The organism is Paenibacillus glycinis, from assembly GCF_009909185.1.
Lineage (GTDB): Bacteria > Bacillota > Bacilli > Paenibacillales > Paenibacillaceae > Paenibacillus_Z > Paenibacillus_Z glycinis.
Window position 1 is genome coordinate 516,210 of record NZ_JAAAMV010000003.1, and the last position, 25,338, is coordinate 541,547.

Sequence of the window (25,338 nt, forward strand, 5' to 3'; positions counted from 1 at the left end):
AAAGCCCGACTCGTCCTTCCCAAAAAAAAAGGAGTTGAACCGCAATGGCCAGTGCCAACGATATCGATGACCACGCCGCGGACGAACGTCTGCAGGACGGCTACCGCGCCGCATGCCATGCCGTGAAGCACGGCGAAGTCGAACGGCTGCGCGCCTTGCTCGCGCAAAGTCCGGCGCTCGCGAATGCCCGTTCGATCCAAGGGCGAACGCTGCTGCATCAGCTGTGCGACTGGCCGGGCCACTATCCGCGGGGGCTGGAGACGGGCCAAGCGCTCGTCGAAGCCGGCGCGGACGTCAATGCCCGCGCGATCGACCCCGAGCGCGGCGAGACCGGTCTCCAATGGGCCGCCAGCAACGACGATGCCGATCTGGCGGGCTTTCTGCTCGATGCCGGCGCGCCGATCGACGGGCTGCACGACGACCGGCGGCCGCTTGCCCAATCGATCTGGTACGGCTGCCGCCAGGTGACGGACCTGCTCGTGCGTCGCGGCGCCGCGCTTGACCTGGAGCTTGCGGCGGCCGTCGGACGGGCAGATCTGCTGCCTTCCTACTTCGGCGCGGACGGCGAACTGCTGCCAAGCGCCGGACGGCACCGCGAGCCGGTCAACGTGCCGATTCCCGGCGGCGCCAAGCCCGAAGAGCTTCTCCAGCAGGCGCTCATCTACGCGGCCATTGGCGGCAGTACGGCAAGCGCCGTCTATCTGCTCGATCGCGGCGCGGACGTGAACGGCGTCCCCTCCGGCTTCGACCGGACGGGCGCGTCGGCGCTCCACTGGGCCGCGGCGGGCGACAATGCCGCTTTGGCCGAGCTGCTCCTTGCCCGCGGCGCGAATCTCTCGCTCAGGGACGCCAGATACGGCGGCACGCCGCTCGATTGGGCGGAGCATTTCGAGCATCCGGAGATGGCAGCCTTCCTGCGCGAGGCCGGTTCCTCGTCCCGAGACCATAGCTGAACCGAAAAAGATCCCGCATCGCCTGCAGGGAACAGGCGATCGCGGGATCTTTACATTTTCTTCGGGAAATTGTAACGAGCCGATAACGGTGCGTTAACAGTGAAGCGTTACGATCAAGGAAGAAGATCATACGCCCTAGGGAGGGAATGGAACGACATGAAACGCGTTCGCAACTTGAAATCGCGTCTCCTCAAATGGAGAACGGCTTGGCAAGAGATGCAAAACGGCAACATGCCGCAAACCGCTTAATAACTCCTGCGCAGCATCGCCAGCCATCCAGATCGCAGACAGCGCGGCAATGCCGCTCATCGCCGGAAGTCCGAAGCCTTCCCCAAGCGGGGCGCCGCGGTCTTCCGGCTTTTTCGCGTTGCCGTTGATTCGCCGTTATCGGGTCGGCGCAGGAACGCCCATCGCTTCCCATTCCTGCTTGGAAGGTCCGTACATGCCGGCCACGGGGAGCCCGGCTTGCCGCATCAGGACCGTCAGCTGACCGCGATGATGAATTTCGTGCTTGATGAAGAGGTACAGCGTCAACCCGTTCGACCACGATTGGCCGTATATGTCGTTCGTCTCGAGCAGCTTGTCGTCGCTCCAGGCCGCCGCCGCACCCAGCAGCGACGCCGTCGTCTCGCGATAAGCCCGCGCGATGGCCGCGGCCGATTGCGGCGGTTCCGCGCCGGCTGCGGGCGCGTCGAAGCGCAAGCCGGTTCTCTGCAGCATGCCCGCGTCGTTATGCACGAGATGCCATGCCAGCATGCCAATCGTTCTGTAGCCCGTCCCGACCGCTTGGGCGAGCGACTCGTCGGTCAGCGCATCCAGCAGCTTCTGCGTGGACTGCGACTCGTGCCTGTAATCCTCGATAAATGCTTTTACGCTTGCGAACATCGTATACCGCCTCCATGGTTTGCTTGGTTTCAGGTCTCGTGCTTACCTTACTACAAGTCCCCTGACAACGACCTGTCAGTCGAAAATCGCTTTTCCGGCCTAAGACGAGAAAAACGCGCTTTTCTCCGCTGAGGCATCAAGTTCTCGTCATGCTGCTTCTCGCAATCACTGGACCGGGAGATTTGGCCGGCATGCGACCGGCTGAACACGAAAAAGGCCGTCTCCACGCGAGACGGCCTTCCTCTTCGAGCTTGCATGCGTTGCGACGACGGTTAGCCATGCCTGGCGGCAACGGCCTTCTTGCCGGAGATTTTCGTCTTGAACAGCAGCGCAGACAGCAGCAGCGTGCCGCCGTTGATCACGAATATCCAGCGGATCGGCATCCAGCCGCCGAGCAGCCCTCCGATAATCGGCCCGGCCATCGTCGCGATCTGGGAAGCCGACTGGTTCAGGCTGAACGCCCGCCCGCGGAAATCCGTTTCCGTCGTCTGCACGATCATCGCGTTAATGGACGGATTCACGGCCGCGAAGAAAAGCCCGTAGCCGAAACGCAGGATGCCGAAGCCGATATAATTCGTAACGAGCACTTGCAGCAGGTTGCCGATTCCGCTGCCGATCAAGCCGACGAAGAGCACCTTCTCGTAGCCGATCCGCCGTCCGATCTTGCCCCAGCGGGGCGCCATGATGACCGTGGCGATGCCGACCGCCGAGAAGATAATGCCGGAACTCAGCGAGGCGCTGTCCTTGGAGACGCCCATCCGCAGCACGTAGACGGTGATCAGCGGCTCCAGGATCATGACGGAGAACGTGCTGATCGCCACCATCAGGAGCAGCATCGCGAACGTCCGGTTCGACAAGGCGTGCTTCAGATCGTCCCGCACATGCGAGCGGACCGCTTTCCGGTTGAAATTCTGCTCCTTGACGAGGAACACCGCGACAAGCGCGGAGACGAGCACGATGGCGCTCGAGAACAGGAAGGCCTCGCGGTTGCCGAGATAGTGGCTGACCAAGCCCCCGACGAGCGGCCCGAGAATGCTGCCCGTGGCCCCCGCCGTCGACATGATGCCGAGCGCGTAGCCCGTCTTCTCTTCCGGCGTGTTCGTCGCGACAAGCGCGATGGAGGCGGGCACGAAGCCGGCCAGCAGCCCCTGGAAGATCCGAATGACCAGAAACCAATAGGGGTCATGAACGAAATAGTTGATCAGATAAAGTGCCGCCAAGCTGAAGCCCGAACGGATCAGCATCGGCTTCCGCCCGTATTTGTCGGCGAGCGATCCCCAATAGGGCGAGATGAGCGCGCTCGCCAGAAACGTGATGCCGAAGGCGATGCCCGACCACGCCTCCAGATGATGCTCCACGCCGAGCTCCGTATTCAGGAAGATCGGCAAAAACGGAATCGAGATGGAATACGCCATGCTGCAAAAAAACACGCCGGTCCAAAGCACGACGAGATTGCGTTCCCACGAAAATTTCATTGCTGCAGCCACGTCCTTTCGCCAAATAAGAAGAAACGCCTGCCGTCGTCGGCTCGCGCGTTCCTTCCCTCAAAAATCCCGGCTGCGCACGGTACGCGCCGAATGGCCGGGATTGCAAGAGAGAGTTCTATTGTGCTGAGTGCGGCTTATCTCTTGAAAGTCGCTGGGTCCTGGTTACGGTTGTCTTGGTTACGGTTGTCCGATCGCGAACCGTCGGTCCGCTGGCATCGCTGCCCGTCGAACCGTCATTACCGGTTGTCTACTTTCTCCGGATACATGTCGTGATTCATCAAACGGTACTGCGCCATTTCCTCGAATTTCGTGCCCGGCCGGCCCCAGTTGGTGTACGGGTCGATCGAGATCCCGCCGCGCGGCGTGAATTTGCCCCATACCTCGATGTACCGCGGGTTCATCAGCGCGATAAGATCGTTCATGATGATGTTCATGCAGTCCTCGTGGAAATCGCCGTGGTTGCGGAAGCTGAACAAGTACAGCTTGAGCGATTTGCTCTCCACCATCTTCACGTCCGGTATGTACGAGATGTACAGGGACGCGAAGTCCGGCTGGCCCGTGATCGGACACAGGCTCGTGAATTCCGGGGTATTGAACTTGACGAAGTAGTCCCGGCCGACATGCTTGTTGTCGAACGTCTCCAGCACTTCGGGACTGTAGTTGAACAGATACTGCGTGCCTTGATTGCCCAGGTGGGAAATGCCGTTCAATTCTTCTTTCGATCTTCCTGCCATTTTTGAAAACACTCCTTGTTTTTGCTAGGTTCGGGGGTTACGCTTGTTCTAGTAGCTTACACCCATAAGCGTTCAAAATTCAACCTTCTGAGGAGATGACGCCATTATGCTTCAACGCCCGGCCGCCGACGAGTTCGGCTCCCACTTCGGTACTTATATCGGATTGATCGAGACGGACGACGTGCTCCCGCTGCTCGAAAACAACCGCAAGCAGCTGGCCGCGCTGTACGCCGCGATGACGGACGAACAGGCGCGTTACCGCTACGCGCCGGACAAATGGAGCTTGAAAGAGGTGCTCGGCCATATCGCCGACACGGAGCGCGTCATGAGCTACCGGATGCTGCGCATCGCGCGCGGCGACCGGACGCCGCTGCCCGGCTTCGACCAGGACGGCTACATGGCGAATTCCGGCTTCGATGCCTTTCCCGTCGCGCAGCTGCTGGCCGATTACGAAGCGGTTCGCGCCGCGACGACCGGCTTGATGCGCATGATCTCTCCGGAAGCCTGGACGCGCACAGGCACCGCCAGCAACGCGACGATGTCCGCCCGCGCGCTCGCGTACGTCATCGCCGGCCATGAGCAGCATCACCTGAATATCATTCGCGCCCGATACTTGCAATTCTAACCAAAAATAACCGAGAGAGGTGCGCAATCGCACCTCTCTCGCCTTGTGTAGGGCTTATGCGGTTCAATACCCTTCGCCTTTGCCGCCGTTCACGATGGCCACGCTGGCGCTGGCGCCGATGCGCGTCGCGCCCGCCTCGATCAGCGCGAGGACCGTCTCGCGGTCGCGCACGCCGCCCGATGCCTTGACGCCCATTTCCGGGCCGACCGCTTCGCGCATCAGCGCGATGTCCTTCACGGTGGCGCCGCCGGGACCGAAGCCCGTGGACGTCTTGACGAAGTCGGCGCCCGCCCGTTTGCAGATCACGCTTGCCGTGACCTTTTCTTCGTCGGTCAGCAGGCCGACCTCGAGAATGACCTTCAGCTTGGCGCGGCCCTTGCATGCGTCCGCTACGCCCCGCACGTCCTGTTCCACCGCCGCGAACCGACCCGATTTCAAGGCGCCGACGTTCAGCACCATATCGATTTCCGTCGCGCCGTTCGCGATCGCGTCGCGCGTCTCCGCGATCTTCGTGAACGAGCTGGAAGCGCCGAGCGGAAAGCCGATGACCGTCGTAATGCCGACGCCCGTTCCCTGCAGCTGCTCCGCCGCTTCCGCGACCCAATACGGATTGACGCAAACCGTCGCGAACTTATGCTGCTTCGCCTCCGCGCACAGCTTGACGATATTCGAGAACGTCGCTTCCGGCTTCAACAATGTATGGTCAAAGTAAGCAGCGAGCGCTGCTCCTTCCAATTCGTTGCTCATTCTGATTCGTTCCTTTCTTTCTTGTGGGTTTATAGGCGCTCCATGAGATATTTGGCCGAGAACTGGTCGGTGATCAGCACGTTGGCGTACCTGCCGCGAAGCGCCCCGTAGATGCCGTCGACTTTGCGGATGCCGCCCGCCACGAGGATGGACTGCTCCTTCTTCTTCAAGTCGTTCAAATCGATGCCGATCGTGCGTTGATCGAGCTCCTGCGAACAAATCGTGCCGTTGATATTGATATAGCGGGAGCAGATGTCCCCCGCTCCCTTCTCGTAGATCAGCTTCAACTCGGATTCGTTAAAATAGTTGGCCTTGATCAGGACGGAATCTTCCGTCGGCGCGCCGACCGTGACCATCGCAATATTCGCTTTTTTCCCAAGCTCCAAAATATTCCGAATATGACGGTCGGTCTCGATCGTCTTCTTGACGATCGGATGGTCGACGATGGCGGGCAGGGGGATGAAATACGGGACAGTGTGGAACGCTTTGCCGAACAGGCTGATGATCTCGCTGGCGTACGTGCTCGTCTCGGAATGGCTGACGCCCCCGTTCAGCTGCACCACCTTGACATCCTTCACATGCTTATCCTGCAGATTCAGCGCGACTTCGTACAGCGTCGTTCCCCACGTCGCCGCCACGATGTCGCCGTCCTTGATGACATTGTCCAAATACTTGGCCGCCGCGGCGCCGAGGTATTTCTTGACCACGGCGTCCGAGTAGTTCGGCACGTTGACGATCACCACTTTTTTGAGCCCGAATTTGCGTTCGATCTGCCCTGCGAGCAGGTCATTGCTCTCGAGCGGATCAATGATATTGATGACCACGTAGCCTTCTTCCTTGGCCTGCTGGATGAAACGGCTGACCGTCGGTCTCGATACCCCAAGCTGCTTGGCGATTTCCTGCTGACTGTAGTCCAGCTGATAATACATACGAACGGCATCTAGCATCTTGCCTCGTTTGTCGTCTGTGCGTTCGTCATACATGGATTCCCAACACTCCCCTGACCATCACTGGCGTATGTTTAACGTTTTCCGGAATCGAATACCTCCCCTGCTGCTTTTGGCGCTTGCGAGCTCTTGGAGAAAATGACGAGCGCGATCAGCGTAACGACGTACGGGAACAACTGAAGAATGACCGGCGGAATATGCTGCAGGGCCGGGATGACCTGCGAGACGTTCGCGAACGTGCTCGCAAAGCCGAAGAACAGCGTCGCCGCCAAAATGCCGAGCGGCCGCCATTGCCCGAAGATCAGCGCCGCCAAGGACAAGAATCCGAGACCCGCCACCGTGCCCGTGAATTCGCCCGCGATCGTGACGAGCAGGATCGCGCCTCCCAAGGAGGCGAACGCGCCGGAAATCATAACCCCAATATAACGCATTCTGCGCACGTTGACACCCGCCGCTTCGGCCGCCTGCGGGTATTCGCCGCATGCCCGCAAACGCAGGCCGAACGGCGTTTTCTTCAGGACGAACGCGCTGAGCAGCACGACGAGCAGAATGAGCCATGTCGTCCAATAGGTCTTGGTGAACACGAGCGGCCCGATGATCGGGATATCCGACAGCCACGGCACGTTGAAGGGCTGGAAGCCGTTCGTCAGCCGGATGTTGCCGCTGCCCGTGATGTTGCGGGACAAGAAGACGGTGATGGCGCCGGCGATCATGTTGATCGCGGTTCCGCTGATGACCTGATTCGCGCTGAGATGAACGCTCGCGAAGGCATGCAGCAAGGAAAACAATACGCCCGCGACGAGCGCCGTCAACAAGCCGATCCATATCGCGACCACGGTATGCGTCGGCCAGGCCGTCTGCAGCTTGCTGATCGTCAGCGCCCCGATGAAGGAACCCATGACCATGAGTCCCTCGAGCCCGATATTGACCACGCCGCTTCGTTCGCTGAACAACCCGCCGAGCGCGGTGATGAGCAGCGGAATGGTAAACATGATCGCATAGGGGAAAATCTGTTCAATTGTCGTCCACATGGCTATGCTTTCTCCTTTCCGCTGACCGGTCCGCCGGTACCGGTTCCCGCTTTGGCGGATGCCCGCCGGCGGCTGACGATCCGGGTGATCAGGCGATCCATCAACACGCTGGTGGCGGCGAAGTAAATGATGATCGCGATGATGGAATCCGCGATTTCCGGCGGAATCTCCGTCATGGCGTTCATGAAGCCGCGCCCGGAGTACAGCAGTCCGAAGAACAGCGCGGAGATGAGCACGCCGATCGGCGAATTCGCCCCGAGCAGCGCCACCGCGATGCCGTCGTAGCCCTGCGTCGGCAGCACGCCGATCTGGATGTTCGCGCCGTTGCCCGCAAATTGCGCGAGGCCGCCTAGCCCGGCGAGCGCGCCGGAGATCAGCATCGACGTGATGATGCTCCGGTTGACCCGGATGCCCGCGTATTCCGCGGAGTGGCGGTTGTAGCCCACCGCTTTGAGCTCGTAGCCGAGCGTGGTTTTATTGATGATGAACGCGATCACGATGACCGCGATGACCGCGATGTACAAGCCCATGTTAAGGTAGGAGCCGCCGAACAGGTCGGAGAGAAACGCCGACTTGAGCGTCGCTTTGTCCGGCAGCAGCCGGGATTCCGTTTCGACTGATTCCGCCTTCAGATAAGCCGGCACCGCGTAATAGATCGTCCAATAGGCGATCCAGTTCATCATGATCGTGGAGACGACCTCGTGCACGTTGAACCTGGCTTTGAGCAAGCCCGGTATGAATGCCCATACCGCGCCGCCGAGCATCGCCGCCACGATCATCATGAGCAGCAGCAGCGGCCTGGCGGTATCGACGTTCAAGCCGATAACCGTGGCGCAGAAGCCGCCGAACAGCATTTGGCCCGCGGCGCCGATATTGAACAGCCCCGTTCGGAACGCGAACGCCACCGACAGCCCCGTGAAGACGAGCGGCGTTCCGGTCGCGAGCGTATCGCCGAACCGCGACGAATTTTTGAGCCCGCCCTCGAACAAATATTTATAGCCTTGCAATGGATCATGCCCCGTCGCCGCCATCAGAACGGCGCCGCCGATCAAACCGAAGAGCACGGCGCACAGGGATATGATGAGGTTTCTCATTGTTCTCCCCCTTTGCCGACGCCGGCCATCATGAGGCCGATCTCTTGTTCGTTCGTTTCGGCGGCCTCGACGACGCCGATCAGCTCGCCGTTGTTGACGACCGCGATGCGGTCGGAGACGTTCAGCACCTCGTCGAGCTCGAGCGAGATCAGCAGGACCGCCTTGCCTTTGTCCCGATGCTCGATCAGTCGTTTATGGATGTACTCGATCGACCCGACGTCGAGTCCCCGCGTTGGCTGCACGGCGATGAGCAGCGACGGGTTAAGCTCGATTTCGCGCCCGATGATCGCCTTCTGCTGGTTGCCCCCGGAGAGCGAACGGGACAGGGACAGCGGCCCCCGGCCGGAACGCACGTCGAAGCTGCTTAGAATGTCGCTCGCGTATTTGCGAATGGCCGACCGGTTGAGGATGCCCCGCTTCGAGAACGGCTCGCGGTTATACACCTCGAGGATCATGTTGTCCTCCAGCGAGTAGTCGAGCACGAGTCCGCGCTTCTGGCGATCCTCCGGAATATGGGCGATCCCCTTGTCGATCCGCGACCGGATGGAGTCGCGCGTGATGTCTTTGCCTTCGAGGAAAATGTTTCCGCTTTCCGCTTTGCGCAGACCGGTGATCGCTTCGACGAGCTCCGACTGACCGTTGCCCTCGACGCCCGCGATGCCGACGATCTCCCCGGCGCGCACGTCCAACGAGAATCGCTTCAGGCCCGCGACGTTCTTGTTGTTCATGACGGTGAGGTCGTCCAGCTTCAGAATGACCTCGCCCGGGTTGCTGCCAGCCTTGGCGACGGTGAACGTAACGTCGCGGCCGACCATCATCTCGGCCATCCGCGCTTCGCTCGTCGTCTTGACGTCCACCGTGCCGATCGTCTTGCCGCGCCGGATGACGGTGCAGCGATCCGCCGCCGCTTTGATTTCCTTCAGCTTGTGGGTGATGACGATGATCGATTTGCCTTCCTTGACCAGGTTCAGCATGATCTTGATCAGCTCTTCGATCTCCTTCGGCGTCAGCACGGCGGACGGCTCGTCGAGAATAAGCACCTCGGCGTCGCGGTACAGCATCTTCAGAATCTCGACCCGCTGCTGCATCCCGACGGAGATGTCCTCGATCTTCGCGTGCGGATCGACGTTCAGGCCGTAGTGCTTGGACAATTCTTCGATCTTGCGCGCGGCGCCCTGAATGTTGAGCGTCCCGAAGCGCGTCAGCTCGTTGCCCAGGATAATGTTTTCGGTAACGGTAAAATTGCTGACCAGCTTGAAATGCTGGTGGACCATGCCGATGCCGTGATTGTTCGCGACGTTGGGATTGGCGATCCTGACGGTTTCCCCGTTAATCTTGATGCTCCCCTTGTCGGGCTGGTACATGCCGAACAGAATGCTCATCAGCGTCGATTTGCCGGCGCCGTTCTCGCCGAGAAGCGCGTGGATTTCCCCTCTGCGCAGCTGCAGCGTGATATCGTCGTTCGCGACGACGCCGGGGAATTCTTTACGTATATTGAGCATTTCCACTACAAAGTCCATACGTTAGCTCACCTTTTTCGCGAATGAATGGTTGGACAAGCAACCAAAAAGAGACGGAAAGCCCGTCTCTTCAAGGATATGACATGCTTATGGCCTTATTTTACTTGATCAGGTCGCCTTTTTCAGCAGCGACTTTCACGTCCCCGCTCTTCAGCTTCGTGATCACGTCGTTGACTTTCGTCATCGTGTCGTCCGTCAGGTTCGGGTTCGTCGCCGGAATGCCCACGCCGTCGTTCTTGATGTCAAGGGTCAAGGTTTGTCCGCCCGGGAACGTGCCTTCTTGGTTCGCCTTCACCATGTCGAAGGAAGCTTCGGACACTTTCTTCATGGCCGACGTCAGAATGACCGATTTGTCGCCCGAGTACACGCCGTCTTTGTATTGGTCGCCGTCGACGCCGATGATCCAAGCCGTTTTGCCAGCCGTCGCACGGGTTTTCGCTTCGTTGATCGCGCCTACGCCTACGCCGCCCGCAGCCGTGAAGATCACGTTGACGCCGCGGTCAAACATTTGCGCTGCGAGCTGTCCGCCTGCAGCCGAGTTGTCGAAGCTGCCTTGGTACACGACGTTTTCCGGCTTGATCGTGATTTTCGTGCCGAGGTTGTCGTTCGCGTATTTCACGCCTTGCTGGAAGCCCCAGTTGTACTTCTGAACCGGAGGAATCTCCATGCCGCCGATGAAGCCGGCTTCGCCTTCTTTCAATTGAACCGCGGTCGCAACGCCGGCGATGAATCCGGACTCATGCTCCGCGAAGAAGATCGATACCGTGTTGGTGCCGACGACCGGCTTCGCGTCCGGTTCGGCCGAATGCGGCGTACCGTCGATCAGGACGAACTTCGCGTCTTTGTACTTATCTTGAGCGGCGAAGATGGCCGTTTCGAATTTGAAGCCCGGCACGACGATCATTTTGAAGCCCGCATCGTACAGGTTGCCGATTTCTTTCAGGTAGTCGGCTTCCGTCGTTCCCGCCGGTTTCAGGTATTTGTCGTCGACGCCGAGTTCTTTCTTCGCGCGCTCCAGACCTTCCCATGTGCCTTGGTTGAAGGATTTATCGTCGATGGTTCCGGAGTCCGTCACCATGCCCGCTTTGAACGTTGCTTTCGTCCCGCCGTCGTTCGCGGCGCCGTTGTTCGTACCGCCGTTGGATCCGGTATTCGCGTTGTTGCCGCCGTTGTTGCTGCCGCATGCCGCCAACGCAAAAACTAACACGCAAAGTACGAGTAAGCTTAAACTTTTCTTCATTTCTTAAAACGCCCCATTCCTTAATAATTGGTGTGTTGCCGCCCCTACCCTGAACATTTGTAAAAAACTATATTTATCATTTGTTTGGATATGTATCAAATATACGGCGTAATCATGAATTTGTAAACAGAATTTGTTGATTGGAACGCCATCCTCTCTCTCTTCGCGTTAGTTTTGTTGACACAATGTTCACACTTGCGTAATTACCTTGATAGTATTCCCGAAATGATGGAATCCTTCCAATTTCTTGCCGTTATTTTTGAACGAATTCGATCGGCAGTCCGTCCGGGTCCGCGATAAAGGTGTATTCTTTGCCGGTGAGCGGATCGATGCGGATCGGCTCCACCGCGATCGAGCGGGCTTCCAGCTCCGCCGCGACCTCCCCCACGTCGTTCACCTCGAAGGCGAGATGGCGAAGACCGCGCGCCTCCGGTCGATTTATCCGTTCGGGCGGATGCGGAAACGAGAACAGTTCGATTTGGTAATCGTCGCCGATCGCCAGATCGAGCTTGTAGGATTCGCGTTCTTCCCTGAAGGTTTCGGCGACGACCGTCAGGCCGAGCACCTCCGTATAGAAATGCTTGGACAGCTCGTAATTCGAACAAATGATGGCGACATGATGGATTTTGTTCATTTTCATATCAGTCACGCTCCTTCGCTTCAGCGTCATGGACAACCTGGTACGGGGTCTAGTATACCTTATCTTCGCGAACTATTCCCGCATGAATTCGGGCGAAGGGCCGAGAGCTTTACCGCCCTGTCCTGCGGATATCCCGGCAGTCCGGGCATCCGCCGTGCCCAAGCCGTCATCCGGGGCATACGCTTACTGCAGCACCCCTACCCTGTAGAGAAGGAGTGAACGATTCCACGTGTTTATGCCCAATCCCAATCAAACGCAAGGCGGCATGCAGCTGCAGCAGAAGGCGATGTACCTGATCGGCAGCCCCGTCGGGGATTTCCCTGAAGAACGGCCAAGGCGTCTCCGGATAGCTGTGCGGCGTGCAGGGCGGCGAAGTTTACGTGCTGCAGTACATGTACGCGTCCCAATTCGCCACCTTTCACTATCCCTTCGCGTTCGAACACGCTCGCGCGAAGACGACGCATGAATGAGACCGCCGCATTCGCAGCAACCTATCGGTTGGCGGATCTGCCGGAAGCATCCGGGGCTTGCGTCATCCCAAATTCAAAGCGAAGGAGACATCGTACAATGGCAATCATGGAGAAGCAACAGCTCGAGGCCCGCATCGCCGAAGCCTTGGACAAGCATCGAATCGGAGCATTCGCCACGGTGGAGGGCGGACGGCCCAAGATACGCTACATGGCGGTATTCCACGAAGGCTTGAACATCTACCTCGCGACGGACCGCAAGACGCATAAAGTGGAAGAGCTGCGCACGAATCCGGCCATCTCGCTGCTGCTCGGCTACGACGGCGAGCAACCCTCGCAGATCGTGGAGATCGAAGGCACGGCCGACATCACCAAGGATAACGCTCTCCGCGGCAGGCTGTGGAACGAGCGCCTCCGCCGATGGTTCAACGGACCGGACGATCCCGACTACGTGATTCTTGCGATCGCGCCGGCAGAAATTCATTATTTCGACGAAGCGTCGAAGCAGCAGGTATGGAAGCCGAAATGACGAGGACGAGCCTCCGTTGCGGGCTTGACGCCGGCACGCGAAAGCCCCCGCTGCGCGCAGCGAGGGCTTTTCGGGCGTGGAATCGACGATCAAGCGGCCGCCGGATGTCTTATTGGCGCGCTCTTCAGCCTTCAGGTCTACCCTGGCAAGCCCACGTTAATGGTCGTGAAAAGAGGCCCCTGCGGAGGCCTCTCTTGTTCCATGCCGTGCCGTCACAGCGAGCTTGCGATCAGATTGGCAAAAAACTCGCCGCCGCTCCGTTTCAGGTGAACGCCGTCCTTGCCGAAGAAATCGGCGTGATCCTTGCTGGCCGTATACCAGTCGATCAGTTTCGCGTTAGGCAGGCTCGATACGGTATCCGCCAACATGTCGTTGACGGCATCCTGCCATTTGCGCGGCACGCGCGTATTGACGAAATAGATCGTCCGGTCGGGACCGATCTCATCCAACAGCCGCTGCAGCTGTTTCGCGGTGAAGGACCCGTTCGTGCCGAGCTCGATGACGACCTTCTTGCCGAGCTGATTGCGCCGCTTGAGGTCGGCGACCACGTCATCCGCCTGCGACAGCTGCCGGCCGACCTCGCCGTCGACGACGATGCCTTCGACCAACTCCTCCAGAAACGGCTTCGCGTCCAAGATCACGGAGTCGCCGATGACGGTAATGCCGTCTTTGGCGATCGGCGGAACCGGCGTTTTCGCGCCGTCCGCGGAACCCGCAGGCGTATCCGCGCCGCTTGCCGGCCCTTTGCCGGGCATGTCGCCCGCCTGACCCGAATTGCCGAGGTTGCCATTCGTACCGCCGCCAGCCTTGCCGCCTTCGTTCCCGGCCGCGTTCGAACCGCCCGCTCCGCCGGCGTTTCCGGCATTGTCTTTGCCCGTATTATCCACGGCTTCGCTATTCCCCGGCGTGGATACGCTACCGCCGCCATCGCTTGGCTGCGTTGTTCCAATTGCGGACCCGCCATTCGTACCTGCGCCGCCCGCTCCTCCGCTGCCGCTGCCCGCGCCGCCGCCGTTTACGGTCCCGCCGCCGGCTACCGGCTCCTCCGCCGATCCCGCGGGCTGATTCCCCGTCCCGGCCGCATCGCTGCCCGTTTGATGATTCCCGGCCGGGCCGACGCCGTTAACGTCGTTTTCCGTGTCGGTATCCGCCGTTTGACCGCTGCCTGTCTGGGTTTTCCCGTTATCCCCCTGCACCAAATTGCTCTGGCTGGAGCAGGAGACGCTCGCGACGACGAGCGCGCAGATGCAGGCCAGCATCATGCCGCGTTTTCGCCCGGGCCGCAGACCCTGGCCCGTTCGCAGTCGGCCAAGCAGCCTGCCGAGCGCCCCATGGCGGATCGGTTCTTCGACATACCGCCAGGACAGCTCGGCAAGCGCCATCGAAGCGAGCACTTGAATCAGCGCGCGCAGCGGATGAAATTCATCTGCCTGCGCGGCCGGCGTCGAGAGCGCGATGACCGGATAATGGTACAAATAGATGCCGTACGAGCGGGCGCCGAACCATTGCAGCGGCTTGCTGCCGATGACGCGCGCAAGCCGGCTGGCGGGATGCGCCATGGCGGCCACGACCGCCGCTGCCGCCAGCGAGAGCACGACCATGCCCCCGCGGTACAGGAACGCATCGTATTCGCCGACCGTGGCGATCATCAGCGCGATGACGAGCAGTCCGGCGGTGCCGACGGCATCCACCGCGATGCTTCCCCGGCGCGATATCGGCTCGGCCAGCTTCCAGCTCGGCCAGACGACCGCCAGAGCCGCGCCGATCAGCAAACCGAACGCCCGCGTATCCGTTCCGTAATACACGCGGCTCGGATCGAGACCGGGCACGTAGATCAGGGCCATCGCGCCCGCGGACAACGCCGCGCCGGCCAATATCCAGAGCATCAGCCGTCCGCGCTGCTTCACCGCGCGGACCAACAACACGAGCGCGATCGGCCATAACAGGTAGAACTGCTCTTCGACCGCGAGCGACCATAAGTGGCCGAGCGGCGAGGGCGGGCCGAAGCTCTCGAAATAAGAGACGTGATGGAAGATCAACCGCCAGTTGCTATAGTAAAGCAGCACCGACACGATTTCTCCCCTCATGGAGGCCAGCCGCGCCGCGTCGGCGACCGACAGCCACGCGGAGACGAGGCCAAGCATGATCAGCATCGCGGGCAGCAATCGCCGGGCGCGCCGGATCCAAAAATCGCGCAGATCGAGCCGCCCCTTCGCGGCATGCTGCTTCAATAAGATGTCCGTGATGAGGTATCCGGAGAGGACGAAGAATATACCGACGCCGAGCAGTCCGCCTGGCACCCACGAGAGGTTAAGGTGATACGCGATTACCGCGAAAACGGCGATCGCGCGCAACCCGTCGAGGCCGGGCATATACCGGCTGCTTCCTAATGGTCTGGGCATCGAGCTTTCTCCTTCCAGAAGGGGAAATGCCCCTCTTGCTGTCTAAATTACCGCTGTTTTCCGGCTACAGAACGATTATAAAACGCCCCCTATTTAATGTCGTTACAGAAGAGTTACAACTCGGCGTCAAACCGGCGCCGCCGTCCCGCCGCATGGAAGAGCACGGCGCCTTGAAAACGCAAAAAAGGCCAACCAGTTGACTGGTTGACCTGCTGCCGTTAAAGCCGAATACTCCGGTTCCGAAGGACCGCGCCTCTTCGAACGCTCCGACCCGCGGACGAATTCCCGCCGATGTGCCTAGCTCAGTCGAAATAATCCGCCACGCCCCGGGCGATGGCAGCCGCGGCTTTCCTCTGGTAAGCGGACCCGCGGACGATCGACTCGTCCTTCTGGTTGGACAGGAATCCGAGCTCCACCAGCGTCGCGACGGTCGCGTTCTCCCGAAGCACGTACAAGTCGCCGAACGACAGTCCGTTGCTGCGAAGGCCGATGCCGGATTTGGACAGCTCCGCTTCCACCGCCGACGCCAGCGGCCTGTCCTTCTTATCGGAATAGAAGAACGTCAGCGTCCCGCTCGTCTTCTTCACCGAGGAATTATAGTGAATGCTTACGAACGCATCCGCATGGTTGGACTCGCTGACCTGCACCCGTTCCGACAGCTCGGGCTTCACGTCCGTCGTTCGGGTCATGACGACCTTCGCGCCAAGCCGCGTCAGCTCCTGCTTCAGATACTGCGCGGTGCTGAGCGTCAGTTCCTTCTCCTTCGTGTCGTACGTCGTTCCGATCATGCCGGGATCGCTGCCGCCATGCCCGGCGTCCACGACGACGAGCTTGCCCCGAATGCCCGTGCCGCCGGAGGAATGCTGCTGCGACGCGCCTTTGTCGACGTATTCCTTCGCTACCCAGCCGGCCACGTTGCCGGACGTGCGGATCTTCAGCCAATCGCTCTGGCTGCCCGTGACCGTGACTTGCTCGCCCTGCGTCAACGAACCGATCGTCTTGTAGCTTGTGCCCGGGCCGGAACGGATACGGAGCGAATCCGCGGTGACCGTCGCGGTAGAGCCCGGGCTCGTGCTCACCTTGCCGCCCGTCGAGGTCGACGACGAGCCTGCCGTCTGCCCGCTGTCGTCCTGTTTGCGGAGCAGATAGCCTGCCGCATAGCCGCTTACTTTATTTTTCTTGATTAGCACCCAGCCGTCGTCGTCTTCCTCCGTGACGCTGACGACGTCGCCTGCCTTTAGTTGGCCCACGACGGAAGCCTGGAGGGACGGTTCGCTGCGAATATTTAGCGCGGCGGTGATCACTTTCGCTTGATAAGGAAGCTTCGTTGTGGCCGAAGCATCGTTGGAGCGCAAGCCGAGGCTGCCGACAATGACGACAAGAATAAGAGCCAGACCGAGTAATTTCGTTCGCATAGAATCTCCTTCCGGGAAATAAAAAAGGTAGACTACCATTATAGCAGGCGCTGGAAAAATTCAACATCCTTAAATTCTCCCTAATTTGAAACGCTCGGTTTCATGACCATCAGCCTACGCCGCCCAGGCGTCTTTCACAAACTTACCTTGTTTATCGGCCGAAACGGGGGAAAAGCTTAACGTCGGTCGCAAGCCCCGTCGCCCCGCAATTCGGCGAAACGCCGCGACTTCGTGATCGGGCATCCGCGCGGCAGTTCTCGCTTGACGGCTTGTCCGTACGCAACAACCAAAAATCGCGCCGGGCGAATCGTACGAAACGATTCACCCGGCGCGATTCGAATACGCCGTTCAGACAGCTATAACGGCTTGCGGCCGTACATGACGACGAAATTGAAGTACTTGTAGACGCAATCCACGTCCGCGAAGCCCGCCTGGGCAAGCCAATCCAGCTGATCGCCGAGACCCGCCATCCGGTCGATCTTCGTCCGCTCGCGCGCGGCGTCCAGCTCCGCTTGGGCGAGCCCGCTCGCCGCGATTTTGTTCCACCAGTCCTGCTTGTAGAGCGTATCGATGAACGGCGTGCGCCCGAGTACCTGATCGGCGTTAACGAAGATCCCGCCCGGCTTCAGGTTGGCGAAGGCTTGGCCGTACACGGCTTGCTTGCCTTCGTCCGAGAGATGGTGAATGGACAAGCCCGAGACGATCAGATCGTACTCGCCCTCCGCGCTGTAGCTCGTGTAATCCTGGCATACGTATGCGATGTCCGGCTGCCCGCCGAACCGTTCTTTCGCGACGGCCAGCATGTTGTCCGACAAATCGACCAGCGTCAGCCGCGCTTCCGGATGCTTCTGCAGCAGCATCGAAGCGAGTAAACCCGTGCCCGCTCCCAGATCGAGGATGCGCGGCTCCTGCGCCCCCGTCACCGCCAGCGATACGGCCGTGCCGTAAAAGTCATCGAAGCAGGGAATCAATTTGCGGCGCTGCGCATCGTAGCCGTTCGCCGACGCGTCGAACGTGCTGCGCACATGATGCATGTTTTCCATCTCGACCACCTCCAAGGTTGCATTCATCATAATCCACGGCGCCACCGGCGTGAAATACGAAGAACCTATATCGTCCATTGGTTTCGCCTATGCGCATGCCGTCGCGAAAGCCTATCCGCCGCTACGGCCGCCGATCGTCGCATGCTTCCAGCGCCTCGAGCGTTCTCAGCATATGGTCGATCAGCACGGGCACGTCCTCCATCTGCTCTTCGTTGATTTTGCGGTTGAAATGGACCTCGATCTCGTTCTGGTACGAACGGTTCGGTTCGCCGTACAAGAAGCTGATCGTTTGCGTCGGCGGCATGTCCGGCTGCCAAATCTCCGTTAGCTGCCGTTCCGCGTACGCGCAGGTTCGTTCGATGTCCTCGACCGGCATGAAGAACCGGAGTCTGAGCTTGCACCCCGGAGCCGCTCCCGATTGATCGAGAATTTCGGCGGCCAGCTCCTTCAAGGACGCTTCCAGCCGGATCTCGGCGGTAACGCCGCCGCCGCTCGCCAGCGAAAATTGCAGCGCGAACGCCCGGGACATGACGGCCATGTCCAGCCGGTCGACGCGATCCGTAATGACGACGCGCGCATCCAAATTGTCCAGATCGTAGACGCAATTCTCGATTGCGACCTTCAGGTTATCGAATATGGTCGGATCAAACACGCCTGCTCAGCTCCCTTTTCGCAACGCCTGACATCATGCTCCTTTCATTGTACGCCATTCCAAACGAAAAACCCTTCCGCCATCGTGGAAGGGCCTTCGCGTTTATCGGCGATCAAGGAATGAATTGCTGTACGATCCGGACGACCTTGCCGTCCTTCACCGTCAAATGATACGGATAATCGCTTACGTCGAGAACGCCGTTGTTGCGATAAACGGCATTGAACTTCGCGAGGGGAATCGCTTGGTTCCATTCCGTCGTCGCGTCCACCAAGCTGCCCGTGCGATCGTAAATCTGCATCAGGACGGCTGCTTGCGGATCGACCTCGAGCGTCTCCAGCTTCTCGTCGTCGTTGACGATATAATAACCGTCCGGCGCGCCGTCAAGCCCGGAGTCCGGTTCGTCTTTCAAGAATCGTTCGTCCGCGGCCGCGCCTTCAAACCATTGAATCGGGTCGACCTGCAGCGTTTCGCGGCCGTCCTTCACGTCGATGCCGCGAATAAAGGCCGTTATGGTATCCGGCGTTTGCTTGACCGGCGCATACTCGTTATCAACAGCCGACACCGTTGAAATGCAAGCCGATAAACCCAGAATGGTCAGCGCGATTCCTATAGCATGCCTCTTCACAAACACCATCTCCTCGCAGGCGAACGCAGCTGATTCGCTTGCGGTCCGCTTTCGTCTCTACCTCTACTATACCCGATTTCAGAGACTTTGATAGCCGACCTAAGGCTAGTTTTTGCTAAAGTTTAGCTTAAGCTTGAAGCGCCGCGAAAGGCATGCGACGGCGTCCCTTTCACGCCCGGACGATACGCGAAAATTCCCCCTGCATGGGGCTGTTCCCCCAACTGCTCCGGCGACAAGCCGATGCTCGCCGTGGTGATGTACAGCGTCCCGAGATCGTCGCCGCCGAAGATGCAGGACGTCGCTTTCGCCGCGGGCACGTACACCGCGTCCAGCTTCTCCCCGGTCCCCGGATTCCATCTGGATACCTGCCAGCCGCCCCAATGCGCGATCCAGAGCATGCCTTCGGCGTCGATCGTCATGCCGTCCGGCGCGCCCGGTTCCGATTCGAAATCGATGACGATCCGCGGATTGGCGATCGTTCCGAGCGCCGCGTCGTAATCGAACGCCGTCACGGTTCCTTTCATGGAGTCGATGTAATACATCTCCGTCTCCTCGGCATTCCAGGCGATGCCGTTCGAAACGCCGACGTTCTCATGCGCCTTGCGGCAGCTGAGATCGTTGCCCAGCACGTACAAGGCGCCGGCGACGTCGTGCTCCGCGTCCTCCATCGTACCGGCCCAGAATCGGCCGCGGGAATCGCATTTGCCGTCGTTGAACCGGTTGGCCGGCTTATCCGCTTCCGGATCGGCGATCGCGGTCAGCTCGCCCGTCCGGCAATCGTACCGTTCGAACCCGTCCCGCGTGGACAGATAGACGATTTCGCCGTCTTCCGCGGCGGACACGACGGCGCCCACGGTCTTGCCGATCGGAAACGGTTCGTTGCGGCCGGAGCGAACGTCCAGCCTGCCGAAGGAACGGCCTTGAATATCCACCCAATACAGCTTGCCCTGCTCGGCGTTCCAATGCGGCCCTTCGGCCAAAATCGCTTTCGCGTCCAGCAGCAGCTCCGCCGCGTGCGCGAATTGTTTCGCTATCGCTTGCGTCATGGTTTTCATCGCTCCCGAGTGAGATTAGTCTTCCTTCACCGACTCGCGTTTCTCCCAGCCTTGCTTGAAGAGCGGCAGCCAATTGCCGACCTGGTAAGGATGCTTGTCGATCTCCGCCAGGTTCAACTCCACGCCGAGACCCGGTCCCTCCGGCGGCGTCAAGTAGCCGTTCTGCACGCGGAGCGCCGGCATCAGCACCTGCTCTTCCCACGGCTCGTTGAACTCGTCGAAAATCTCGTGCAGGTAGAAGTTCGGCGTCGCCATGTTCAAATGGCTGCACACGACGGAGCAGACCGGGCCTTGGGCGCTGTGCGGCGCGGTGACGCCGTTGTGCGCATGGACCATGCCGCAAACCTGCTTCGACGCGGCAATCCCGAGGAACTGCGGCTCGAGCTGGATGATGTGGACCGCGTCGTGCTTGAGCAGCTCCGCGAACTGCTCGCGGGAGTAATAATCCTCGCCGCAGGCGACCGGCACCGGGCTGCGCCTGGCCACTTCCACCATCGACGACACCAAATGCGGCGGCACCGGCGCTTCGAACCACGTCGGTTCGTATTGCAGCATGGCATCCGCGAACTGCAGCGCGGTACTGACGCTGAAGCGGTTGTGGCCCTCGATGAGAATGTCGACGCCCGGCCCCACCGCTTCCCGGACCGCGGCGATATTCTCGAGCGCCGCCGCGAAGTCCTGCCGCGTCACCGTCCGCCAAGCCGCGCCGAACGGATCGAATTTGAGCGCCGTGTAGCCTTTGGCGGCGACGATTTTGGCCTTCTCGTGAAAGTTCTCCGGCGTGTTCGGTCCGCGGTACCAGCCGTTGGCGTACGCGCGCAGCTTGTCATGGCACTGGCCGCCGAGGAGCTTGTACAGCGGCTGGTTCGTCACTTTGCCCATGATATCCCAGCAAGCGGTTTCAATCGCGGCCAAGGCGGAGCCTTGGATTTGCCCGCCGTCGGAATACACGTCGCGGAACAGCTTCAGGCTGATCGTCTCGACGTCGAACGGATCGCGTCCGATGACGAGATGCTTCAGCTCGTGAATCGCGGCCTCCACCGTCTTGGCGAAGCCGTTCAGCGTGCCCTCGCCGAGCCCGGTCACGCCCTCGTCGGTGTCGACGAGCACGAACAGCCAATTCTTCCACGGATTGCCCAAAATAAACGTGCGAATGTCGGTGATTTTCATCAACGTCTCTCCCCTTGCGCGAAGTGTGGATTGCTAGCTTCAACGTAGCACAGGGCGGTGACAGCGACAAGATGTCTAACTTGTATACATGAGATAATTGGTTTGTGCTCACCGACAGAGGTCGGGGAGCACAGCATTCATCTGCTTCGTCCCATTCCCCTCAAAACATAATTTTCTTCACATACTCGATATGCGCCTCGATCAGCTGCGCCGACAGCGCCGGATCCTGTCCCGCCAGAGCCTCCCGGATCCGCCGATGCTCCTCGATGCTGCCGATCAGCCGCCGCTTGTGTTTGACGAACGTCATGCGTACCGCGAGGAGAAACTTATCCTGAATCCGCGACATGACCTCCGCATATTCCTCGTTGTCCAGTCCCCCGACGATCATGGCATGGAACGCCCGATCCAGCTCTACGTAGCCGGAGATATCGTCGCGGCGAATCGCCTCGTCCTGCAGCGCGATGTTGTCATCCAGCCTTTGGAAGAAAGCCCCATCCATTCTCCCCGTCAGCTTCCGGGCGGCGTACGTTTCCAGCGAGAGCCGCAGCTCGTAGAATTCGAGGATTTTCTTCAACGACAGCTCCTGCACGATTACGCCCTGCTTGGGCGAATGCTTCACCAGCCCCATCATCTCCAAACGGTCCAGCGCGGAGCGGATCGGCGTCTTGCTCATGCCGAGCAGCTCGCTCAGATATTTCTCCGTCAAGAACGTCCCTCCGGACCATTCCCCGTTCACGATATGCCGCTTGATGACCTGAAACGCCGTCTCGCGCAGCGTGACGGCCGCATCCCGTTTGTCCAATTTGCCCCTCTCCTCACCGACGGAGTTCCGTCTTGCCTTGATGCCATGCCTCGCCCTGCTGCGTACACCGAGAGTCGCGGCATTCATGCCTATGCTATACTTCAGCTAACGACTTCGCCGGAGGAGGCTGCATAAGCACACATGTCCCAACGCTCGCTTCGCGATCAAGCCTATCATAGCATTTACGCCCAAATCGTTGCAGGCACGCTTGCGCATGGCACGGTAACCTCCGAGGTTCAGCTCGGCTCGCAGCTCGACATGAGCCGAACGCCGGTCCGGGCAGCGCTCCAACGGCTGGAGACGGAGGGCTTCGTGCGGATCATCCCCAAACACGGCGTGCTCGTGCTCGACGCGTCGGCAAGGCGTACCGGCGACCTGCTGGAACTGATCGCCGCCATGCTGCTCTTCGCGGTCATCGGCGCGAGACGGCTCGACCCGGAAAGCCTGAGCGGGCTGTCCATGGAGCTGGGCGCCGAACTTCAAGCCAGACTCGATGCAGGTTCGCTTGGCGATGGTCCGGAAGGTCTCGGCTCGTTCGAGCTTGCCGCCCTCAGCAGAATCATCGCGCTCGGCCATAACCGAGAAATGGACGATACGCTGACGCGCACCGCCGCGCGGCTGCTCTGGACGACTGCCGCAAGACGCTGGGCAGCGCCCCATCGGGGAGAAATGGCGGCGGTCATGAGATCCTTGCTGGACGGTTTGCCCGAGCCGATCGAAGCTTTTCAAGACGCGCTCCTCCGTTACCTGCATATCTTGAAGAAAACGTGGGCATAATCGCCTCTATCGCGTTTGACCCGCCTTCCTTGAACACGACCCTAGCATCGCACCGATGCCAAAAAGCGTTCCTGCCTAAGCGGGAACGCTTTTTTGTGCCTGCGGTTTTTCAGCGGTCGTCGATTTATATATTGACTCGATATATATTGAGCTGATATATTGAACCCATCACCAAATTATATCGCGGGAGGCCATTGTTACGCATGAACAGTCAAGACGTCATATTGGGCTTGCTTCACCGCCAGCCGTTATCCGGGTACGAGATCAAGCAAATGCTCGAGATGCCGCTGTCCTTCTTCTTCGATGCCAGCTTCGGCACGATCTATCCGACGCTCGCGAAGCTGGAAGCGCAGGGCTACATCCTTAAGGAAAGCGTCATTCAGGAAAGCCGGCCGAACAAAAACGTCTATTCGCTGACCGAAGCCGGACGGGCGCAGTTTCAGGCTTATTTGGAATCGCCGGTGGAGAAGGACTCCTACCGCTCCGACTTTATGGTTCGGATGTTTTTCGGCGAGCACATGGACCACGACACGCTAACCGACTGGGTGCGCGACGAAATTCGCAAGTCCGAGGAAGCGGAGAAGCAGATAAGCCTGATCAAGCAAAAGGTTTCCGGGATCAGACCCGAGCTATCGACGGTGAAGACGCTCTGTCTCGACATCGGCTTCGAGCTGAACGCGGCCAAGACCAGGACCCTGCACGAAGCGCTGCGAAAGCTCACCGAGCTGGAATAGTCCCGTTCGGCGCGTAGGCGCTCATTGGTCAACCACCCTCATAGCGACTTGAAAGGAGAGACAATGTCCATGTCTACGGCTTCGAAACATACGGGACTCATCGTCCTGTCCATGGCGTTAGGCCTGCTGATGGCCTCGCTGGATAACACGATCGTATCCGCCAGCGTCAACAAGGTCATCGAGAACATCGGAGGATTCGAGAAAATTTCGTGGGTATTTACCGCCTACATGCTTGCGGCCACCAGCACCATGCTTATTTTCGGCAAACTGTCCGATCTGTTCGGTCGCAAGAAATTTTACCTGATCGGCATCTCTTTATTCCTGATCGGCTCCGCTCTCTGCGGCATGGCGCAAACCATCGATCAGTTGATCTGGTTCCGCGTCATCCAAGGCATCGGTTCCGGATCCGTGTTCCCGATATCGTTTTCGATTATTTTCACGCTGTTCGGCGATCCCAAGCAGGCCGCCAAGCTGTCCGGGGTCATGGGCGCCGTGTTCGGCCTGTCGTCCGTCGCCGGTCCGCAGCTCGGCACCTTGATCTCGGAGCATTTCAGCTGGCGCTGGTGCTTCTATGTCAACCTGCCGATCGGCATCGCCTCGATGCTCGTGCTGTTATTCTCCCTCCGCGAGTCGAAGGCAGAGCGCAAGCCCAAGATCGATTATATGGGCGCCGTTCTGCTGATCGTCACGACCGTCTCCGTCCTGCTCGCGCTGGAGCTGGGCGGCAAGGACTATGCTTGGGGCTCCTGGCAAATCATCGGACTATTCGCGATCGGCGCGCTTGGCGCAATCTCGTTCCTGCGGGTCGAGTCCAAAGCCCAAGAGCCGATGCTGCCGCTCTCGATCTTCAAGCACCGGCTGGTGCTCGGCACGAGCTTGCTCTGTTTCTGCCAAGGGTTCATCATGTTCTCGGCCATTACGTACCTGCCGCTCTACGCGACGAGCGTGCTCGGCAAAGCCAATTCCAACGGCGTGCTGACCCCGATGATGGCTTCCCTGATCGGCGGCGCGATCGTGGCGGGCTTCGTCTCGGGCAAATTGAAATTCCGTACGGTGATGTTCGCGAACATGGCGCTTGGCGTCGTCGCGTCCCTCCTGCTCTTGAATCTTTCGCCGGATATGCCGTACTGGCAGGTGATCGGCATCATGATCCTGCTCGGTCTCGGCGTGATCGGACCGCTGATGAGCATGGGCCAGAGCGCGGTGGCGATGGCCGTCGATGCGCGATACATCGGCATCTCTTCCTCCGTCGTCGGGTTTTGGCGCAATATCGGCGGCGTGATGGGCGCCTCCTTGATGGCCGTGCTCGTCAACGCGAGTCTGAAGGATTCGTCGCGGGAAGCGATCGACCGATTCCAGCTGCCGAGCGACCAAGCGGCGACGCTGACGAATCCGGAGACCGTTCTCCGGGGCGCATCGGATATGCCCGCGGATCTGCTTGCCTTCATGCGCGGCGCGATCGGCAACGCCATCTCCCACGGCTTCATCCTGGCGTTGTTCGTCATGGCGGCGGGCGCGATTATCGCGCTTACGCTCGGCAATGCGCGCCTGCAGAAGAAGCCTGACGCGGATGAAGACAATGCCGCGGTCGTGCATACTGCCTAGCCTGACACGCATTGCAGCTACGATGCCGACACGCCTTCGCCCAACGGGGCGCGCGCGATTTCCCGGTGCGCGTTACGACGGCGCACGACCGCGATGAACCGCAACCTCCAAAAAAGTCCCTGCCGAATTAACGGCGGGGACTTTTTTGGAGGTCATGCA

The 25,338-nt window shown here is 59.9% G+C and carries 24 protein-coding genes; 6 read left to right on the forward strand and 18 right to left on the reverse strand.

Translation table 11 applies throughout. From position 1 onward, the window contains the following. Positions 1–44 precede the first annotated feature (44 nt). A complete protein-coding gene (locus GT019_RS08890) occupies positions 45–953 on the forward strand; it encodes an ankyrin repeat domain-containing protein (RefSeq protein WP_161742747.1) in 909 nt (302 codons plus the stop codon). A 384-nt stretch (positions 954–1,337) separates the two neighbouring features. Here the strand turns inward: GT019_RS08890 and GT019_RS08895 are convergent, their stop codons facing one another. The 3 genes from GT019_RS08895 to queF form a co-directional block, all read right to left on the reverse strand. Beyond that, a complete protein-coding gene (locus GT019_RS08895; RefSeq protein WP_161742748.1) occupies positions 1,338–1,838 on the reverse strand; it encodes a DinB family protein in 501 nt (166 codons plus the stop codon). 272 nt (positions 1,839–2,110) lie between these two features. Then, positions 2,111–3,313 (reverse strand): MFS transporter, encoded by a 1,203-nt coding sequence (locus tag GT019_RS08900; protein ID WP_161742749.1) that lies wholly within the window; start codon positions 3,311–3,313, stop codon positions 2,111–2,113. A gap of 248 nt (positions 3,314–3,561) precedes the next feature. Further along, positions 3,562–4,059, reverse strand: coding sequence for a preQ(1) synthase (queF, locus tag GT019_RS08905; RefSeq protein ID WP_161742750.1), 498 nt, complete (start codon positions 4,057–4,059; stop codon positions 3,562–3,564). 106 nt (positions 4,060–4,165) lie between these two features. Between queF and GT019_RS08910 the strand changes: the two genes are divergently transcribed. Further along, positions 4,166–4,684: a DinB family protein gene (locus GT019_RS08910; protein ID WP_161742751.1), complete on the forward strand. Its 519-nt coding sequence runs from the start codon at positions 4,166–4,168 to the stop codon at positions 4,682–4,684. Between the two features lie 63 nt (positions 4,685–4,747). Here the strand turns inward: GT019_RS08910 and deoC are convergent, their stop codons facing one another. The 7 genes from deoC to gloA2 form a co-directional block, all read right to left on the reverse strand. Next, the gene (gene deoC / locus GT019_RS08915; protein ID WP_161742752.1) at positions 4,748–5,431 is read right to left on the reverse strand and encodes a deoxyribose-phosphate aldolase; all 684 of its coding nucleotides are present in this window, start codon (positions 5,429–5,431) and stop codon (positions 4,748–4,750) included. A gap of 29 nt (positions 5,432–5,460) precedes the next feature. Beyond that, on the reverse strand, positions 5,461–6,414 hold the full coding sequence (locus GT019_RS08920) for a sugar-binding transcriptional regulator (protein WP_161742753.1): 954 nt from the start codon (positions 6,412–6,414) through the stop codon (positions 5,461–5,463). Positions 6,415–6,452: 38 nt separating this feature from the next. Next, positions 6,453–7,409, reverse strand: coding sequence for an ABC transporter permease (locus GT019_RS08925; protein WP_161742754.1), 957 nt, complete (start codon positions 7,407–7,409; stop codon positions 6,453–6,455). Between the two features lie 2 nt (positions 7,410–7,411). Then, positions 7,412–8,503, reverse strand: a complete 1,092-nt coding sequence (locus GT019_RS08930; RefSeq protein WP_161742755.1) for an ABC transporter permease — start codon at positions 8,501–8,503, stop codon at positions 7,412–7,414. Beyond that, on the reverse strand, positions 8,500–10,023 hold the full coding sequence (locus GT019_RS08935; RefSeq protein WP_161742756.1) for an ABC transporter ATP-binding protein: 1,524 nt from the start codon (positions 10,021–10,023) through the stop codon (positions 8,500–8,502). The genes GT019_RS08930 and GT019_RS08935 overlap by 4 nt, the downstream gene beginning before the upstream one ends. Positions 10,024–10,123: 100 nt before the next feature. Then, positions 10,124–11,263 carry a BMP family lipoprotein gene (locus GT019_RS08940; RefSeq protein ID WP_161742757.1) on the reverse strand — a complete coding sequence of 380 codons (1,140 nt, stop codon included), beginning with the start codon at positions 11,261–11,263 and terminating at the stop codon, positions 10,124–10,126. Positions 11,264–11,516: 253 nt separating this feature from the next. Beyond that, complete coding sequence (gene gloA2 / locus GT019_RS08945; RefSeq protein ID WP_161742758.1) at positions 11,517–11,903, reverse strand: SMU1112c/YaeR family gloxylase I-like metalloprotein; 387 nt, start codon at positions 11,901–11,903, stop codon at positions 11,517–11,519. Positions 11,904–12,470: 567 nt separating this feature from the next. On the opposite strand from gloA2, the gene GT019_RS08950 reads away from it, so the two are divergent. Next, complete coding sequence (locus GT019_RS08950; protein WP_328803932.1) at positions 12,471–12,899, forward strand: pyridoxamine 5'-phosphate oxidase family protein; 429 nt, start codon at positions 12,471–12,473, stop codon at positions 12,897–12,899. Positions 12,900–13,111: 212 nt separating this feature from the next. Here the strand turns inward: GT019_RS08950 and GT019_RS08955 are convergent, their stop codons facing one another. The 8 genes from GT019_RS08955 to GT019_RS08990 form a co-directional block, all read right to left on the reverse strand. Further along, a complete protein-coding gene (locus GT019_RS08955) occupies positions 13,112–15,301 on the reverse strand; it encodes an acyltransferase family protein (RefSeq protein WP_161742759.1) in 2,190 nt (729 codons plus the stop codon). A gap of 302 nt (positions 15,302–15,603) precedes the next feature. Then, the gene (locus GT019_RS08960) at positions 15,604–16,716 is read right to left on the reverse strand and encodes an N-acetylmuramoyl-L-alanine amidase (protein WP_161742760.1); all 1,113 of its coding nucleotides are present in this window, start codon (positions 16,714–16,716) and stop codon (positions 15,604–15,606) included. A gap of 356 nt (positions 16,717–17,072) precedes the next feature. Continuing rightward, the gene (locus tag GT019_RS08965) at positions 17,073–17,759 is read right to left on the reverse strand and encodes a class I SAM-dependent methyltransferase (RefSeq protein WP_161742761.1); all 687 of its coding nucleotides are present in this window, start codon (positions 17,757–17,759) and stop codon (positions 17,073–17,075) included. Between the two features lie 121 nt (positions 17,760–17,880). After that, positions 17,881–18,411 (reverse strand): hypothetical protein, encoded by a 531-nt coding sequence (locus GT019_RS08970; RefSeq protein WP_161742762.1) that lies wholly within the window; start codon positions 18,409–18,411, stop codon positions 17,881–17,883. A 112-nt stretch (positions 18,412–18,523) separates the two neighbouring features. Continuing rightward, entirely contained in the window at positions 18,524–19,036 is a 513-nt protein-coding gene (locus tag GT019_RS08975; protein WP_328803933.1) for a hypothetical protein, read from the reverse strand. 122 nt (positions 19,037–19,158) lie between these two features. After that, positions 19,159–20,082, reverse strand: a complete 924-nt coding sequence (locus GT019_RS08980) for an SMP-30/gluconolactonase/LRE family protein (protein WP_161742764.1) — start codon at positions 20,080–20,082, stop codon at positions 19,159–19,161. Positions 20,083–20,106: 24 nt separating this feature from the next. Next, a complete protein-coding gene (locus GT019_RS08985; protein WP_161742765.1) occupies positions 20,107–21,261 on the reverse strand; it encodes a mandelate racemase/muconate lactonizing enzyme family protein in 1,155 nt (384 codons plus the stop codon). Positions 21,262–21,421: 160 nt separating this feature from the next. Continuing rightward, entirely contained in the window at positions 21,422–22,063 is a 642-nt protein-coding gene (locus GT019_RS08990; RefSeq protein WP_161742766.1) for a GntR family transcriptional regulator, read from the reverse strand. 141 nt (positions 22,064–22,204) lie between these two features. Here GT019_RS08990 and GT019_RS08995 point away from each other — a divergent pair, with 141 nt between their 5' ends. The 3 genes from GT019_RS08995 (at position 22,205) to GT019_RS09005 (ending at position 25,179) form a co-directional block, all read left to right on the forward strand. Next, positions 22,205–22,840 carry a GntR family transcriptional regulator gene (locus GT019_RS08995; protein WP_161742767.1) on the forward strand — a complete coding sequence of 212 codons (636 nt, stop codon included), beginning with the start codon at positions 22,205–22,207 and terminating at the stop codon, positions 22,838–22,840. A 203-nt stretch (positions 22,841–23,043) separates the two neighbouring features. Next, positions 23,044–23,574, forward strand: coding sequence for a PadR family transcriptional regulator (locus GT019_RS09000; RefSeq protein ID WP_161742768.1), 531 nt, complete (start codon positions 23,044–23,046; stop codon positions 23,572–23,574). A gap of 69 nt (positions 23,575–23,643) precedes the next feature. Next, entirely contained in the window at positions 23,644–25,179 is a 1,536-nt protein-coding gene (locus GT019_RS09005; protein WP_161742769.1) for an MDR family MFS transporter, read from the forward strand. Positions 25,180–25,338 lie beyond the last annotated feature (159 nt).

What these genes read in the sequence shown, in the direction of transcription:
- GT019_RS08890 (WP_161742747.1), top strand. Translation starts at nt 45, where the DNA reads ATGGCCAGTGCCAACGATATCGATGACCACGCCGCGGACGAACGTCTG.
- GT019_RS08895 (WP_161742748.1), bottom strand. Translation starts at nt 1,838, where the DNA reads ATGTTCGCAAGCGTAAAAGCATTTATCGAGGATTACAGGCACGAGTCG.
- GT019_RS08900 (WP_161742749.1), bottom strand. Translation starts at nt 3,313, where the DNA reads ATGAAATTTTCGTGGGAACGCAATCTCGTCGTGCTTTGGACCGGCGTG.
- queF (WP_161742750.1), bottom strand. Translation starts at nt 4,059, where the DNA reads ATGGCAGGAAGATCGAAAGAAGAATTGAACGGCATTTCCCACCTGGGC.
- GT019_RS08910 (WP_161742751.1), top strand. Translation starts at nt 4,166, where the DNA reads ATGCTTCAACGCCCGGCCGCCGACGAGTTCGGCTCCCACTTCGGTACT.
- deoC (WP_161742752.1), bottom strand. Translation starts at nt 5,431, where the DNA reads ATGAGCAACGAATTGGAAGGAGCAGCGCTCGCTGCTTACTTTGACCAT.
- GT019_RS08920 (WP_161742753.1), bottom strand. Translation starts at nt 6,414, where the DNA reads ATGTATGACGAACGCACAGACGACAAACGAGGCAAGATGCTAGATGCC.
- GT019_RS08925 (WP_161742754.1), bottom strand. Translation starts at nt 7,409, where the DNA reads ATGTGGACGACAATTGAACAGATTTTCCCCTATGCGATCATGTTTACC.
- GT019_RS08930 (WP_161742755.1), bottom strand. Translation starts at nt 8,503, where the DNA reads ATGAGAAACCTCATCATATCCCTGTGCGCCGTGCTCTTCGGTTTGATC.
- GT019_RS08935 (WP_161742756.1), bottom strand. Translation starts at nt 10,023, where the DNA reads ATGGACTTTGTAGTGGAAATGCTCAATATACGTAAAGAATTCCCCGGC.
- GT019_RS08940 (WP_161742757.1), bottom strand. Translation starts at nt 11,263, where the DNA reads ATGAAGAAAAGTTTAAGCTTACTCGTACTTTGCGTGTTAGTTTTTGCG.
- gloA2 (WP_161742758.1), bottom strand. Translation starts at nt 11,903, where the DNA reads ATGAAAATGAACAAAATCCATCATGTCGCCATCATTTGTTCGAATTAC.
- GT019_RS08950 (WP_328803932.1), top strand. Translation starts at nt 12,471, where the DNA reads ATGGCAATCATGGAGAAGCAACAGCTCGAGGCCCGCATCGCCGAAGCC.
- GT019_RS08955 (WP_161742759.1), bottom strand. Translation starts at nt 15,301, where the DNA reads ATGCCCAGACCATTAGGAAGCAGCCGGTATATGCCCGGCCTCGACGGG.
- GT019_RS08960 (WP_161742760.1), bottom strand. Translation starts at nt 16,716, where the DNA reads ATGCGAACGAAATTACTCGGTCTGGCTCTTATTCTTGTCGTCATTGTC.
- GT019_RS08965 (WP_161742761.1), bottom strand. Translation starts at nt 17,759, where the DNA reads ATGGAAAACATGCATCATGTGCGCAGCACGTTCGACGCGTCGGCGAAC.
- GT019_RS08980 (WP_161742764.1), bottom strand. Translation starts at nt 20,082, where the DNA reads ATGACGCAAGCGATAGCGAAACAATTCGCGCACGCGGCGGAGCTGCTG.
- GT019_RS08985 (WP_161742765.1), bottom strand. Translation starts at nt 21,261, where the DNA reads ATGAAAATCACCGACATTCGCACGTTTATTTTGGGCAATCCGTGGAAG.
- GT019_RS08995 (WP_161742767.1), top strand. Translation starts at nt 22,205, where the DNA reads ATGTCCCAACGCTCGCTTCGCGATCAAGCCTATCATAGCATTTACGCC.
- GT019_RS09000 (WP_161742768.1), top strand. Translation starts at nt 23,044, where the DNA reads ATGAACAGTCAAGACGTCATATTGGGCTTGCTTCACCGCCAGCCGTTA.
- GT019_RS09005 (WP_161742769.1), top strand. Translation starts at nt 23,644, where the DNA reads ATGTCTACGGCTTCGAAACATACGGGACTCATCGTCCTGTCCATGGCG.